At 38.3% G+C, this 16,476-nt stretch carries 12 protein-coding genes; 1 reads left to right on the plus strand and 11 read right to left on the minus strand.

Features of this window, described 5'->3' with window-relative positions; all coding sequences use genetic code 11:
- Positions 1 to 3: 3 nt before the first annotated feature.
- The 3 genes from icd to AZF08_RS04520 all read right to left on the minus strand — a co-directional run bounded on the left by icd (position 4) and on the right by AZF08_RS04520 (position 3,455).
- Positions 4 to 1,296: an NADP-dependent isocitrate dehydrogenase gene (icd, locus tag AZF08_RS04510; protein WP_033678288.1), complete on the minus strand. Its 1,293-nt coding sequence runs from the start codon at positions 1,294 to 1,296 to the stop codon at positions 4 to 6.
- 161 nt (positions 1,297 to 1,457) lie between these two features.
- Entirely contained in the window at positions 1,458 to 2,606 is a 1,149-nt protein-coding gene (gene citZ, locus AZF08_RS04515; protein ID WP_082246201.1) for a citrate synthase, read from the minus strand.
- 387 nt (positions 2,607 to 2,993) lie between these two features.
- On the minus strand, positions 2,994 to 3,455 hold the full coding sequence (locus tag AZF08_RS04520) for a DUF441 domain-containing protein (protein ID WP_033678291.1): 462 nt from the start codon (positions 3,453 to 3,455) through the stop codon (positions 2,994 to 2,996).
- A 449-nt stretch (positions 3,456 to 3,904) separates the two neighbouring features.
- Here AZF08_RS04520 and ytvI point away from each other — a divergent pair, with 449 nt between their 5' ends.
- Positions 3,905 to 5,026, plus strand: coding sequence for a sporulation integral membrane protein YtvI (gene ytvI / locus AZF08_RS04525; protein WP_033678294.1), 1,122 nt, complete (start codon positions 3,905 to 3,907; stop codon positions 5,024 to 5,026).
- A 334-nt stretch (positions 5,027 to 5,360) separates the two neighbouring features.
- Here the strand turns inward: ytvI and AZF08_RS04530 are convergent, their stop codons facing one another.
- The 8 genes from AZF08_RS04530 to dnaE all read right to left on the minus strand — a co-directional run bounded on the left by AZF08_RS04530 (position 5,361) and on the right by dnaE (position 16,379).
- Positions 5,361 to 5,747, minus strand: coding sequence for an FxsA family protein (locus AZF08_RS04530; RefSeq protein WP_033678297.1), 387 nt, complete (start codon positions 5,745 to 5,747; stop codon positions 5,361 to 5,363).
- A 319-nt stretch (positions 5,748 to 6,066) separates the two neighbouring features.
- Entirely contained in the window at positions 6,067 to 7,824 is a 1,758-nt protein-coding gene (gene pyk / locus AZF08_RS04535) for a pyruvate kinase (RefSeq protein ID WP_033678301.1), read from the minus strand.
- Positions 7,825 to 7,877: 53 nt separating this feature from the next.
- Positions 7,878 to 8,837 carry a 6-phosphofructokinase gene (pfkA, locus tag AZF08_RS04540; RefSeq protein ID WP_033678304.1) on the minus strand — a complete coding sequence of 320 codons (960 nt, stop codon included), beginning with the start codon at positions 8,835 to 8,837 and terminating at the stop codon, positions 7,878 to 7,880.
- 128 nt (positions 8,838 to 8,965) lie between these two features.
- On the minus strand, positions 8,966 to 9,940 hold the full coding sequence (accA, locus tag AZF08_RS04545; protein WP_033678307.1) for an acetyl-CoA carboxylase carboxyl transferase subunit alpha: 975 nt from the start codon (positions 9,938 to 9,940) through the stop codon (positions 8,966 to 8,968).
- Positions 9,928 to 10,797 (minus strand): acetyl-CoA carboxylase, carboxyltransferase subunit beta, encoded by an 870-nt coding sequence (gene accD / locus AZF08_RS04550; RefSeq protein ID WP_033678310.1) that lies wholly within the window; start codon positions 10,795 to 10,797, stop codon positions 9,928 to 9,930. The genes accA and accD overlap by 13 nt, the downstream gene beginning before the upstream one ends.
- 257 nt (positions 10,798 to 11,054) lie before the next feature.
- Entirely contained in the window at positions 11,055 to 11,699 is a 645-nt protein-coding gene (locus tag AZF08_RS04555; protein ID WP_033678313.1) for a FadR/GntR family transcriptional regulator, read from the minus strand.
- A gap of 14 nt (positions 11,700 to 11,713) precedes the next feature.
- Positions 11,714 to 12,922, minus strand: coding sequence for an NAD(P)-dependent malic enzyme (locus AZF08_RS04560; protein ID WP_162177855.1), 1,209 nt, complete (start codon positions 12,920 to 12,922; stop codon positions 11,714 to 11,716).
- 133 nt (positions 12,923 to 13,055) lie between these two features.
- On the minus strand, positions 13,056 to 16,379 hold the full coding sequence (gene dnaE / locus AZF08_RS04565) for a DNA polymerase III subunit alpha (RefSeq protein WP_033678316.1): 3,324 nt from the start codon (positions 16,377 to 16,379) through the stop codon (positions 13,056 to 13,058).
- Between the last annotated feature and the right edge of the window lie 97 nt (positions 16,380 to 16,476).

Raw genomic sequence — 16,476 nt, forward strand, 5'->3', positions numbered from 1 at the left:
TGATTATGCGTTTTTGATTGCTGCTACATCCATATTGTTAATAAGTGCATCAGCAAATTCGGAACATTTCACTTCAGTTGCACCATCCATTAGACGTGCGAAGTCATATGTTACCACTTTTGAAGCAATTGTTTTTTCCACTGAAGCAGTTACTAATTTCGCAGCTTCATTCCAACCTAGATGTTCTAATAATAATACCCCTGAAAGAAGAACAGAAGATGGATTTACTTTATCTAAACCTGCATATTTTGGAGCTGTACCATGTGTCGCTTCAAAAATAGCATGTCCAGTAACATAGTTAATGTTTGCACCAGGTGCAATACCGATGCCACCTACTTGCGCTGCAAGTGCATCAGAAATATAATCGCCATTTAAGTTCATTGTTGCAACAACATCAAACTCACGTGGGCGTGTTAAAATTTGTTGTAAGAAGATATCTGCAATAGAATCTTTTACGATGATTTTACCAGCTTCTTCAGCTACTGCCATCGCTTTATTCGCTGCATCTTTACCATCTTTTTCAACAATACGGTCATATTCAGCCCAAGTAAATACTTTATCGCCAAATTCTTGTTCCGCTACTTCATAACCCCAGTTTTTGAAAGCACCTTCTGTAAACTTCATAATGTTACCTTTGTGAACAATAGTAACTGAAGAACGATTTTCGTTAATTGCATATTGAATTGCAGCACGAACAAGACGCTTTGTCCCTTCTTCTGAAATTGGTTTAATACCAATTCCTGATGTTTCTGGGAAGCGAATTTTATTTACACCCATTGCTTCTTTTAAGAATTCAAGTACTTTTTGAGCTTCTGGCGATCCTTGTGCATATTCAATACCAGCATAAATGTCTTCTGTATTTTCACGGAAAATAACCATATCAGTATCTTCCGGACGTTTTACAGGTGAAGGAACACCTTCAAAGTAGCGAACTGGACGTAGACATACGTATAAATCTAATTCTTGACGAAGTGCTACGTTTAGAGAACGAATACCACCACCAACAGGAGTTGTAAGCGGGCCTTTAATTGCAATTAAATATTCGCGAATTTCATTTAAAGTCTCTTCTGGTAACCACTCGCCTGTTTTATTAAATGCTTTTTCCCCTGCAAGCACTTCTTTCCAAACAATTTTCTTCTCACCATCATAAGCTTTTTCAACAGCCGCTTCTAATACACGAGATGCAGCAGCCCAAATATCCGGTCCAATTCCGTCCCCTTCAATAAAAGGAATAATTGGATTGTTCGGTACATTCATAACACCATTCGTTACAGTAATTTTTTCTCCTGTCGTCACTGTGATAACCCCCATGTTTGAAATTTCATATGTATGAAACTGAGGGAATAAAACCCTCAGTTCAAACCGTTAGTCAAATTAAAATATTCCAATCATTATATCTTTGCGAAAAAATCAGACTTTTGAAAGCGTATTTACACTATCGAAATAGTGTTTTTCATTTATCGTTGCGCTAATGGAACATATCGTTGATGTGTTGGTCCATTATAATCAGCACGTGGACGGATTAAACGGTTATTTTCATATTGTTCTAGAATATGAGCTAACCATCCTGACATACGGCTAATTGCAAAGATTGGTGTAAATAAATCATGATCAATTCCTAAACAATGGTAAACAGAAGCAGAATAGAAATCGACATTTGGTGGAAGACCTTTTTCTTTTGTTACAATGTCTTCAATTTTGATAGACATATTATACCATTTCTCTTCACCTAAAAGCACGCATAATCTCTTAGACATTTCGCGTAAATGTTTCGCACGTGGATCACCATGCTCATACACGCGATGACCGAATCCCATAATCTTCACTTTATTTTGAAGTGCATTATGAATATAAGACTCTACATTCTCTTCTTCGCCAATGTCTTTTAACATTTTCATTACATTTTCATTCGCCCCACCGTGAAGAGGACCTTTTAGCGCACCGATTGCTGCTGTAATACCAGAATATACATCTGAAAGCGTAGCAACACAAACACGCGCTGTAAATGTGGAAGCATTTAACTCATGATCCGCATGAAGTACAAGCGCTTTATCGAAAGCTTCAATTTCCACTTCATTTGGTTCACGGTTATTTAACATATAAACAAAGTTTGCAGCTAACGATAAATCTTTTCGTGGTTCAACCACTTCTAAACCTTTGCGAATTCTTGCATACGCTGCAACAAGAGTCCCTACTTGAGCCTGTAATTTAACCGCTTTCAAATAATTGGACTTCTCATCCATTAATTCAGCTTTCTCATCGTATAATGATAGCATGGAAATCGCTGTTCGTAAAACAGACATTGGATGTGCAATCTTTAAATCTACTTGTTTTAAATATGTTAAAATCTCACTTGGGACTTTAGAATATTCAGATAACAATCCCTTTAACTCCGTTAGCTCCTCTTCGTTCGGAAGCTTGCGGTGCCATAATAAGTATACCACTTCTTCAAATGTAGCGTTCTCCGCTAAATCATCGATATTATACCCAACATACGTTAATGTATCATCAATAATTGAACTCACAGATGATGTTGTTGCTACTACCCCTTCTAAACCTCGAATAACAGTCATGACATTCTCTCCTTTTCCTGTAAATTCTCCCAACCTTGCTCCCTTGTATCCGTTTGCTTCCCTTATAAATTATGAACGCTCGTTCACTCTTTAGGCAAGCAAAATGCACGATCATGCAATTTGTTGTGGTGTTCCCATCCTGTAGTCCATTACTTTTTTGCAAAGCATGAGCGTGAGTTTCTCCTCGAATCCTCACGCTTAGACTAACAGATGGTGAGGAAAACTAGTTTCGAAGAGTTTTATGATAAAAACAACATAAAACAATATCAGTAGAAAATTGTTTTATGTTGTTTTTATTTTATCTGGTGTAAGTCTTCGTTGTTATGTAACCTTTAAAAAGTTTCTAATTCCTATTATAAACAATTATCTGACTTTTGTGAATGGAAAGAATTCAAAAAATTTATATTACTATAAAATTTTTTATTTAAACATCTGTATAATGTTCATCACCGCATAAGCAATTCCAGCTCCGATTAACGGCCCTACAGCGACCCCATTAAATAATGCCACCGCAATAATTGTCCCGAATACAAGCGCCGTAGTAATGTGCGGATCATTTGTTAACAATTGCAATCCACCCTTTGCCAGTAAAGCAACTGCTATTCCTGAAGCTAGCGCAATCCACGCATAATACGATTTAGTCGCTTCCGCCAATTGCTTAAATCCAATTTCCCCAGTAGCGATTGGGACAAGAACAGCGATGGTAATAACCGTTACTCCAAGATTAATTCCCTTCGTTTGCATGTACGGAAGAAGCTTATCTCCTAAGAACGTCCACTTTAATAAAAATAGGACGCCTACTGCTACAGTAAGTGATTGATTTTTAGCAATAAGTCCAATAATAAGTAGTATGAATAAAAATAACGTTGACTGACTAATCATGACTACACTTCCTTTCTGAAAATAATGAACCTGTTTACAAATAAAATTACCGTTAAACACATCGTTATACATGATATAAAGCGAAGTATTTGTGAATCGATATAAAGTGAACTTCCTATCAACGGGGTCTTACTAACCACCAAATAGCAGGATAAACATCCAGACTTTTAGCGCTTAAAATTGAGATCGGAATGAAATATTTATACCAACAAGGAAAGAACTGCACTCTCCTTTCTTTTCTTATAAGAAACAGGTAAAATAAAAATAGATAAAACGAGGACATCACCAATCAAAAAAGAGAACATCCTTACCGTTAATTCGTCCTCACCTTCAAGCTTTTACGAGCAAACATTTCCGCCCTAAAAACGGTCCATAACGCCCGTAAATAGTAGGATAAATCCATCATTCCACTATAACATACTACAATTTGGAATGGGAGGTAAGCACCTTTGAATCGAAACTTACTGTATATCATATTGCGACTTATCTTTGTCATTGTAGCAACAGTAATAGGGTTTTATGCACTCTTGTATGTTTCAGGTCTTATATACCCTTTTATCATCGCTTTAGCGTTCGCTTATTTGATCAATCCAGTCGTCAATTTCCTTAATCAAAAACTACAATTCCCTCGCGCCTTAGCAGTACTTGTTAGCTTAATTCTTGTATTCGGCGCCATGGTTGGACTCGTTACATATCTTGTGACAGAAGCAATTTCCGCCACAACCTACTTACTGCAAATTGTCACAGAAAAGTTACCAACTATAGTGCAATACGCACAGCAATTTGCACTCGATAATATTATGCCTTTATATGATGATTTAATTTCTAAATTTAATCACCTTGGTGAATCTCAGCAATATACAATTACACAAAACATACAAAATCTAGGAACAGAAGCAACAAAACAAATGAAAGAGTTGTTAACAGCTATTATAAGCGGATTAACAAACTTCATTAGTGCACTTCCAACGACTTTAACAGTACTTGTCTTCGTCTTATTAGCAACTTTCTTTATTAGTTTTGATTGGCATACACTTGCTTATAAAGTAAAGCGATTACTTCCCAACCGTGTACACGGATACGGAAAGACCATTTTTGTCGATTTACGAAAAGCGCTATTCGGATTTGTAAAAGCGCAGCTCACACTTGTATCTATGACAACTATCATTGTATTAGTTGGGCTATTAATTTTACGTGTGCCGTACGCTATTACCATTGCACTCATTACAGGTATCGTCGACTTACTTCCTTATCTAGGAACCGGAGCTGTCTTTGTTCCTTGGGTAATATATGTATTTTTCACAGGGGATACAGCTTTCGCAATTGGTCTGCTTATTTTATACATCGTTGTTATTGTTCAAAGACAAATCATGGAACCTAAAGTATTATCATCTAACATTGGACTCGATCCATTACCAACACTTATCGCACTATTCGTTGGATTTAAAATCTATGGGTTTTTAGGATTAATCATCGGTCCAGTTACATTAGTATTATTAAATACATTGCACAAAGCACATGTATTCCATGATTTATGGAAATTTATTAAGGGATCACCATTAAAAAAATGATATTTTCACTCTCATCAAAGTCTTACAATAAAATTTTCTTCACAAAAAATAAAACAAGGGAATTACCCATAACAAATGGATAATTCCCTTGTTTTTTGCATAAAATGAGCCCTCCAAGGTCATTTGTACATCTTTATTCTATTTTCTACATTTTTATTATTACCTTTTCTTCCTTTTTCTACAAATGTATAAATATACATTTTATAATTCGACAAAAAAATAACACTTAGAACATTATTTATTCCAAGTGTTATTTTTGTACAATAAAGTAAACTCCCATCAGTAGTTATTATTTCCCACTGATAAGACCATAAAAAAAATTATTCTTTTACCACTAGCGCTGAACAATAATTGTATTCCTTCTTAGTTTCCATTCAAACCATTTCATCAACATAGATTTAAACGGCTTTCTCGTCACCGGAAATAAAAAAACAAAACCCACCACATCCGTTACATAACCTGGTGCCAAAAGAAGGATTCCTCCTACAAAAACAAAGATACCATCTAACACAGTATCTCCCGGCATTTCCCCACTATGTAAACGAGATCTAATCTCCTTTACTATCATAAAGCCTTGCCGCCTCGCTAAATACGTACCAAGAACACCTGTAAATACAATCATAGCGAACGTCGGCCATATACCGATCAAATGACTAGAGCCAATTAACACTGTCACTTCAAGCGCCGGGATTAAAATAAAAAGAAATAACATCCACCTCATTCTCCCACTCCTTCACCCTATTATTTATAGTTCACAATCCCCTACTTCATGCAAATAACCTAAGAATCAACCTGATTTCTTTACAAAGGTAATACCTCTTTCAATAACCTTGTCTCAAAACCTCCAAATAGCACCTTATACACCCCTTGAAGCTGCATGCATAGGGATACCCCTCCCAACAAACACCCCTTACTCACGAAGCCTCCTCAAGCGCTAATACAACATCTCTATCACGACTAACCCTCTTATCTTCGCCACTTTTTTTATTTTAGGTGTAAAAAAAAGAGAAGGACTCCCATCCTTCTCTTCACATTACTTCTTATAGCACTTCCGCATGTCCATTATAAACAATTCCGCGCGCTGCATCAACTGTTACTTCTTGGCCATTGATTAGAGTCGCTGTCACACCTTCTACACCAACGATAACTGGAATACCGATCGATACACCTACAACAGCTGCATGGCTTGTTAAGCCACCTTCTTCTACAACTAGAGCTGCAGCTTTTTCAATTGCAGGAATCATATCTTTATCAGTACTTGTTGTAACAAGAATATCACCTTCCGTTACGTTCGCTACAGCTTCTGCAGCTGTCTTTGCTACAACTACTTTACCTTTTGCTGATTTACGACCAATCCCTTGGCCTTTAGCGATTTGCTCACCAACAACATGGATTTTCATTAAGTTTGTTGTACCAGTTTCTGCAACCGGAACACCAGCAGTGATTACAACTGTATCACCAAGACCGATTAAACCTGCATCCATACCTGTTTGAATTGCTGTATCTAACATTTCATCAGTAGATGCTGCACGTTTTTCAGCCATAAATGCTTGTACACCCCAAACAAGTGCAAGACGACGGCATACTTGCTCGTCAGATGTTACAGCTACGATTGGAGATTTTGGACGGTATTTAGAGATCATTTTCGCAGTATGACCACTTTCTGTAGGCGCAACGATTGCAGCTACATCAAGAGCGATTGCTGTGTGTGCAACAGATTGACTAATTGCATCTGTAATTGTTGCAGTTTGCTCTTTAATACGTTTCTTGAACATATCTTCATATTGTAATGATTTTTCAACACGAGTTGAGATGTTCGCCATCATCGTTACTGCTTCTACTGGGTATAGACCTGCTGCTGTTTCACCAGAAAGCATGATTGCATCTGTACCATCGAAGATTGCGTTTGCTACATCACTTGCTTCCGCACGTGTCGGACGTGGGTTACGTTGCATAGAATCTAACATTTGTGTTGCAGTAATAACTGGTTTGCCTAATACGTTACATTTTTTGATTAGACGTTTTTGTACTAATGGTACTTCTTCTGGTGGAATTTCTACACCCATGTCACCACGAGCTACCATTAAACCATCAGAAACTTCTAAGATAGAATCGATGTTATCGATACCTTCTTGGTTTTCAATTTTTGGTACGATTTGAATGAATTGTGCACCATGTTCTTCTAATAATTCACGGATTTCTAATACGTCAGATGCTTTACGAACGAAAGATGCTGCGATGAAATCAACTTTTTGCTCGATACCGAAAACGATGTCTTTTACGTCTTTCTCAGTGATACCAGGAAGCTTAATGCTTACGTTTGGTACGTTTACACCTTTTTTATTTTTTACAGTTCCGCTGTTTAATACTTTCGTACGGATGTTGCCGTCTGCTTTTTCAATTACTTCTAACTCGATAAGACCATCATCGATTAGAATGCGAGAACCTGGGTTTACATCCTCGTAAAGACCTGCATAAGATACAGAGAACTTTTCAGCAGTTCCTAATACTTGCTCTGTAGAAATTACAACTTCTGCACCTGTTACTAATTCAGCTTGTCCGTCTACGAAGTCATGTGTACGGATTTCTGGACCTTTTGTATCAAGTAAGATCGCAACTGTTTTACCAGTTTTCTTTGAAGCTTCACGAATGTTTGTAATACGAGCTCCGTGCTCTTCATGGCTACCATGAGAGAAGTTTAAACGAGCAACGTTCATACCAGCTTCGATTAACTGTTCTAATTTTTCAATACTTTCACTAGCAGGACCTATAGTACATACAATTTTTGTTTTACGCATATTGCACCTCCGAAAATTATGAAACCGTTCCCAAATATCCGACGTTATGCCGATTAGATGGATAATTCTTTAGATAATTGATACATATCTTTATCAATCGTATGCTTTTGAGCTAACGCTTCGATAATGTCATGATCAACAAGTTGATTGTTTTGGATACCAACGCAACGTCCACCTTTTCCATCAAGTAACAGTTCAACTGCTCTTGCGCCAAGACGACTTGCTAACACACGGTCTTGTGCACTTGGTGATCCACCACGTTGCACGTGACCTAATACGGTTACACGAGTATCAAAGTTTGTAGCTTCTTCAATGTGCTTACCGATATCAATCGCACTTCCAACACCTTCAGCTACAACGATAATACTATGTTTCTTGCCACGTTCACTACCACGTTTTAGACGAGCGATAACATCATCCATGTCGTACTCTTCTTCTGGAATTAAGATTGTTTCTGCACCATCAGCTAAACCAGCCCATAATGCGATATCTCCAGCGTGACGTCCCATTACTTCGATAACATATGTACGCTCATGAGATGTAGCTGTATCACGAATTTTATCAATTGCATCAATAACAGTGTTTAATGCTGTATCGAAACCAATTGTGAAGTCAGTTCCAGGAATATCATTATCAATTGTACCTGGTACACCGACACACGGGAATCCTTGTTCTGTTAATTTTTTAGCACCTTGGTAAGAACCATCGCCACCAATAACAACAAGGCCCTCAATGCCAAGTTTCTTTAATTGCTCGATTCCTTTTAGTCGTACTTCTGGATCTTTAAACTCAGGACATCTTGCTGTATATAATTTCGTACCACCACGGTGGATAATATCGCCAACAGAACCAAGTTCTAATTTTTCAATGTGACCAGAAATCAATCCAGCGTATCCATGGTAAATACCATATACTTCTATATCATGGAAAATCGCTTTACGAACAACTGCACGAATGGCAGCATTCATACCAGGTGAATCTCCACCACTTGTTAATACACCAATACGTTTCATTTGTACTCACCTCATAAAGATTATTTGCCTTATAATAAAATAACATGAAAAAATATAAAAATACAATGGAGAAGATGTGTCTTTTCATAATAAAAACGTGCATTCGCGAAGTGGAACGCACGCTTTTCTTATTTTATCCAAATGGAAGCGTTTGAAAACGAAACTTGCCCAATTTTCATATATTTTTCATAACGTTTTTCGATTAATTCATCTTTCGAAATACCGTTTAATTTTTCGAATGTTTTTTTGAGCATCAGATCAATATTTTCTGATTGCTTTAAAATATTACGATGTGCACCACCGCGTGCTTCTGGAATAATTTCGTCGATTACACCTAATTCTTTCAAATCCGCCGCCGTGATTTTCATCGCTTCTGCAGCTTCTTTTGCTTTTCCTGCATCTTTCCAAAGAATCGCCGCCGCTCCTTCTGGTGTAATAACAGAATAAGTGGAATTTTCTAGCATGTGAATGTAATCTCCTACTCCAAGACCAAGTGCACCACCACTGCCACCTTCACCGATAACAATACAAATAACAGGTACAGAAAGGCCCGCCATTTCAAATAAATTACGAGCAATAGCTTCACTTTGTCCACGTTCTTCAGCAGCTTTACCAGGATATGCACCTTTCGTATCAATGAAACAAATAATCGGACGATTAAATTTCTCTGCTTGTTTCATTAAACGTAGTGCTTTTCTATATCCTTCTGGATGAGGCATCCCAAAATTACGACGAATATTTTCTTTCGTATCTTTTCCGCGCTGATGCCCGATTACCGTTACAGGCATCCCATAATATTTCGCAATGCCGCCGACAATCGCTGCATCATCGCCAAAGAGACGATCTCCATGACATTCAAAAAAATCAGTAAATAAGTGCTCAATATAATCGAGCGTCGTCGGTCGTTCTGCATGGCGAGCAATTTGAACACGGTCCCATACTTTCATATTGCCGTATATTTCGCCTTCTAAATGTTCTAGCTTATCTTCCAAAATACGAATCTCCTCACTGAAGTCCATCTGGCTGTTTTTCGTATAGTCTTTCAGTTCACGAATCTTATTTCTTAGCTCAACAACTGGTTTTTCAAATTCTAGCTCTGCCATACAGCCATTTCCCCTCCTTGATGAACTTCTAAAATCTTACGGAGCGAATCTCTCATATGATCTCGATGCACAACCGCATCCAATTGACCGTGCTCTAGTAAAAACTCTGCCGTTTGGAAGTCTTCTGGCAGTTTCTCACGCACCGTTTGTTCAATTACACGTCTACCAGCAAACCCGATAAGTGCACCTGGCTCTGCAAGATTATAATCACCAAGTGAAGCAAAGCTCGCTGAAACACCGCCTGTCGTCGGATGAGTCATAACGGAAATAAATAATCCGCCGGCATTACTATGTTTTTTCAAAGCTACGCTCGTTTTTGCCATTTGCATTAGGCTTAAAATACCTTCTTGCATACGTGCACCGCCCGATGCAGTAAAGATAATAAATGGTACTTGTAAGTCGTATGCCTTTTCAACTGCACGCGCAATTTTTTCGCCTACAACAGAGCCCATGCTGCCCATTCGAAAACGAGAATCCATTACTGCAATAACAACAAGCATTTCATCAATTGTTCCTTCACCTGTCACAACCGCTTCGTTTAATTCTGTTTTCTTGCGATCACTCTCTAGTTTCTCTTCATAATTTGGGAACCCAAGTGGATTTAACGAAACCATCTCTTTGTCGTATTCACGAAATGAACCTTCGTCCAATACACTATCAAGGCGCTCCCATGCATTCATTGGATGATGATAACCACAGTTCACACATACTTTTAAATTTTTAAGAAGCTCTTTTGTATACATGATTTTCTTACATTTCGGACATTTCGTCATAACACCGTCCGGCACATCTTTTCGTACTTGTTCTGAAGGAATTGCAGCGTACTTTTTCTTTTTTACGAATAAATCTCTTAGCACAATTTGACCCCCTTTGTTGAGAGCTAAGGTTAGGGTAAGAAGAAAACGGGGCTAACACCAAAGTTTGATGTTAGCCTTGTCTTCTCAATCTGTCTAATAGAGGATGTCCAAAAAGCCTGGTAAAGATAGCTCTCGCATTTCTTTATCCTCCTTTTTGAACACGCACTCATAACCTCTCTCTTTACGTTTAACTTTAACCGCTATGCGATAGATTGTTTGTCATAACGTGTCATGGTCATTTCGACAAATTTTATACATTACGAGTGAAACTGTATATTTTCTACTAATTCATCATAAATTTTTAGCGCCTCTTCTTCTCGTTTCGCGTCTAGCGCTTCATACAGATTTCTATACATCTCTATAGAATCTAGCGAAATTTCACAAGAAAGAGTGGCAACATAGTCATTTACAATCATCCAAATGCGATAAAGTAAGTAATTATCTACTTGTTCAATTAGTGTTTTGAAAAACGTTTGATGCAACACTTGAATTGAATTTTCGTTATTCTCAAGTACTTGTTGTAACTTACCTAGCACTTTAGAAAACGTTTCTTTCGGTAAATCACAAACGATTCGAAGCATATCCTTTTCAAGCAATCGTTTCGTCTGTAACAAATCACGAATTGTTTTCTCATCTTGCAGTAGAAACGGTGCAATCAATTGAACAAGGCCGTTGTCATAAAAGTTTCGGATAAATGTCCCTTCACCACGTCTTGTTTCAATTAACCCTACGAGTTCTAAAGCTCGCAATGCTTCTCGTACCGATGAACGCCCCGCATTCAAGCGTGAACTTAATTCTCGCTCAGACGGTAAACGGTCACCAGCTACTAAACCATCCTCTTCCATAATGGAGCGGATTTTCTTTACAATTTCGAGATATACTTTTGTATTTGATGATGTCAATGGAAATTCCTCGCTTATTCTTTACCAATCAGCGCTAATTGTTTTGTTTTCTCAGCGACTTCATTTGGATCTACTTGTCGGCGAGCTACTCCTGTCTCCATTGCGGCTTTCGCAACGTAAGCCGCCACTTGAGGCGCTACACGCGCATCAAATGGCGCTGGAATGATATAGTCCGCATTCAACTCATCGGCCGCCACAAGCTCTGCAATGGCTTGTACAGCTGCCATCTTCATTTCTTCATTAATTTGCGTAGCATGTACATCAAGTGCACCGCGGAAAATACCAGGGAACGCTAGCACATTATTTACTTGGTTCGGGAAGTCAGAACGACCAGTTCCAACTACAGCTGCCCCTGCTGCTTTCGCCATTTCTGGCATAATTTCCGGAACTGGGTTTGCCATTGCAAAAATAATTGCATCGTCATTCATTGTACGAACCATTTCCTCAGTTAATGCACCTGCTACAGATACACCAATGAATACGTCCGCATCTTTTACAACATCTGCCAATGAACCTTCTACACGATTTTTATTCGTATATTTTGCAACTTCATCTTTCACCGGATTCATACCAACAGGGCGACCTTCATAAATCGCACCTTTTCGGTCACACATAATAATGTCACGTACACCATAGCGATATAAAAGTTTAATGATTGCAATACCCGCTGCACCTGCACCATTTGCTACAACTTTAATGTTAGACATTTTCTTTCCAACTAACTTAAGCGCGTTTACAAGACCTGCTACTGTTACGATAGCTGTTCCGTGTTGATCATCATGGAATACAGGAATATTTGTTTCTTTTTTCAAACGTTCTTCAATAATAAAGCAGTTTGGTGCTGCAATATCCTCTAAGTTTACACCGCCAAATGTTGGCTCCATTAATTTTACAGTTTCAATAATTTTATCTACATCGTTTGTATTTAAGGCAATTGGGAATGCATCTACGCCAGCAAAGCTCTTGAATAATACTGCTTTACCTTCCATTACTGGAAGAGATGCTTCTGGTCCGATGTTACCAAGACCAAGTACAGCTGTTCCGTCCGTTACAACTGCTACCATGTTTCCCTTCATTGTATATTCATATACCTTACTTTTATCGTCATAAATTTCTTTACAAGGTTCTGCAACCCCTGGAGAATACGCAAGACTTAAATCTTTTGCATTTTCTACTTTTACTTTTGATACAGTTTCTAATTTTCCTTGATGCACTTTATGCATGTGAAGTGCTTCTTCACGAAGTGTTGACAAACTATCCACTCTCCTCAAATTATTCTTGCTGGTATCATTCTCTCCAAGTGGTCTGACCACGAACACTACTACTATAATAATCGAAATACAGGGAAATTGTCCATTATATTTTCACTACGACATTTTCCTCACCGACAATTTCGCGAAGTGCTCCCAAGCATTCCTCACTTGGATGGATTGACAAACTACGAGACAATTGTACCATTTTATGTTCCTTTTCATAATAAATTAGTACTTTCGCAAAACCTGAATAGTGAAACAATATTTTTGTGACATCATTGAATATCTTTTTTTCATATTGTGACGGTATTTTCACATAAATGGATGCTTCTTTCATTTCATCGTAAACATCCATTTGTTCTAGTGAATACACCCCATTCACAATCCATTGCGCTTTATGATTTCTCTGTTCAATCGTCCCTTCAACTAAAACGATTTCACCTTCTTGTAACCTTTCAGAAAAATGGATATACGTCTCCGGAAAGACGACAGCTTCCATTTCATCATTATGATCACAAAACGTTACAAACGCCATTTTTTGCAATTTCTTCGTCCGAATGACTTTCACCCTTGTTATATAAACAATGGTACGCTGTACTTTTCCCTTTTGCCTCATCGCCTGCGCAAGCGACGGAATTTCTAGTTCTTTTACAAATTTTGCGTACTGCGCCGTTGGGTAGCTGGATAAATAAAAACCAAGCGCTTCTTTCTCTTTATTTAATTGTTCAATAAAGGGAAGCTCTTCTCCTTGTACATATACTGATTTCGGTATATCTCCTAATTCACGCGTAAGGTTTGCATACTCAAGCGCTCCCCTAATGCTATTAAATAACGTTGTCCGCGTGACTTGAAAATCATCAAAACAACCAGCCCAAACAAATGCTTCTAAATTGCGCTCTGTAACAAATTTCGCTGGCATACGAAGACAAAAATCAAACAAATCTTGGAATGGATTTCGTTCTCTTTCCTCAATCACCGCGGTTACTGTAGCCATCCCTATATTCCGAATCGAAAGCAAACTATAACGAATTGCATTTCCTTCAATACGGAAATTGTAACTACTTCTGTGCAGCGATGGCGGTAAAACACGAAAACCTTTGCGCTTCGTTTCGCGTATATATTGCACAATCTTATCTTCATTACCAATCGCACTTGATAACAATGCAGTCATAAACTCAAGTGGATAATTGGCCTTTAAATAAGCAAGCTGATATCCAATCATACTGTACGCCACTGCATGACTTCGGTTGAAACCATAATTCGCAAATCTAACAATTAAATCATAAATTTGCTCCGCGGATGTTTCATCGTATCCATTTTTTAAACATCCTTGAACGAAATGCTTTCGTTCCTGATCTAAAATATCACGATTTTTCTTACTCACCGCACGTCTCAGTAAATCAGCCTCTCCAAGCGAAAATCCCGCGAGTCTTGAAGCAATTTGCATAATTTGTTCTTGATATACAATAACGCCATATGTGCTTTTTAAAATCGGTTCCAAATCAGGATGCAAATAATCAATTTGGCGCTTTCCATGCTTTGATTCAATAAAGGTTGGAATTTGTTCCATCGGTCCTGGACGATATAAAGCATTGACAGCTACTATATCTTCAAATTCATTTGGTTTTAACCCGCGAAGTACATTCCGCATACCTCCAGATTCAAGCTGGAATACGCCTGTCGTATCCCCTCTTCCTAGTAACTGAAATGTCTTTTCATCTTGAAGAGGTATATTTCGTATATCAATTTGTTTGCCAGTCTTTGTAACGATAAAGTTAAGAATGTTTTCAAGTAACGTTAAATTACGCAATCCCAAGAAATCCATCTTAAGCAAACCAAGTTCCTCTAATACATCTGCTGGATATTGTGTAACATACACATCATTATGCCCTTCTTGAATCGCAACGCTTCCCGTTAACGGTTCTTGACTCATAATAACCCCAGCCGCATGAATAGACGTATGACGCGGCAAACCTTCTACCCGTTTCGCAATTTCAAAAACGCGCTCGTGCAGGAGATTTCCTTGTACAAATTCACGAAGAGACCCAGATTCCTCATACGCTTCTTTTAGTGTTATCCCAAGCTTCGAGGGAATAAGTTTTGAAAATATGTCAATATCTCTCGGTGGTAACCCCATTACGCGGGCAATATCTCGAATTGCTGCTTTGGCAGCAAGTGTTCCAAACGTAACAATTTGAGCAACGCGAAGCTGACCATATTTATCTTTTACATAACGAATCATCTCATCACGTCTGATATCAGGAAAATCGATATCAATATCTGGAAGGGTAACGCGCTCAGGATTTAAAAACCGCTCAAATAACAAGTCATATCCAATTGGATCAATATCCGTAATTTCCAGCACATAAGAAACAAGTGAACCCGCTGCTGAACCACGGCCCGGTCCTGTCAAAATATCATGTTCATGTGCGTATTTCATAAAGTCCCAAACAATGAGGAAATAATCGCTAAATCCCATGCGAGAAATAACCTCAAGTTCATGATTCAAACGCTGCCTATGGACGTCTTTCACCGCTTCATATCGCTTTAATAGTCCTTCTTCACATACGTGGCGTAAATACGCATCACTCGTCTCACTTGCCGGAACCGGAAACTTCGGTAATTGATTTACATGAAACGGAATCTCTACGTGACAACGTTCAGCGATACTAACTGTATTATGAAGAGCTTCTCGTACATGAGAAAATAAAGCTTCTATCTCAGCAGATGATTTCAAATAATACTGATCCGTCTTGAGCCTTGGTCTGTCTGGATCAGTCATCTTCGTTCCGCTCTGAACAGATAATAAACACTCCTGCACAAGCGCATCGCTCTGATTCACATAACGAACATCATTTGTTGCAACGAGTGGAATATTCACCCTACTTACAAATTCCGGAATCTTCTCTTGCAGGAACAACTCATCTTGAATAGCATGATGCTGCAAACTCATATAGAAACTTCCGAACATTTTTTGGTACGTGCGAGCCACTTCTTCAGCAAGCTCATCTTGCCCTTGTAATAGTAATTGTTCAATTTCCCCCTCTTGCCCTGGCGAAATCGCAATCAATCCTTTCGCATAATGAGCAAGCCACTTTTTCGGAATCCCGTCTTTTGACTTTGTCATAATGCTACTAGAAATTTTCAATAAATTTTGGTAGCCTACTTCATTTTCAGCAAGTAGTACAAGCGGATAAGATTGCTCTTCTTCCTCACTAAAGACAGAAGCTGTTAATCCTATGATGGGCTGAATCCCCATTTTCTTACATGCTTTATAAAACGGAATGACTCCGTACATCACATTTTCATCTGTAATTGCAAGCGATGAAAATCCAAGCTCTTTCGCCCGAACGACAAGTTCATCAATTTTACAAGCGCTTTTTAACAAACTATAAACGGTTTGACATTGTAAATGCACAAACTTCACTTTTGTACCCTCTCTTTACCTGTTTGACTACTTTCATTATAGGTGATGAGGAAAGCGGAAATCAAAACATACTTCTTATACTTTGTCCATATACATG

It is taken from the genome of Bacillus gaemokensis (genome assembly GCF_001590835.1).
GTDB lineage: Bacteria > Bacillota > Bacilli > Bacillales > Bacillaceae_G > Bacillus_A > Bacillus_A gaemokensis.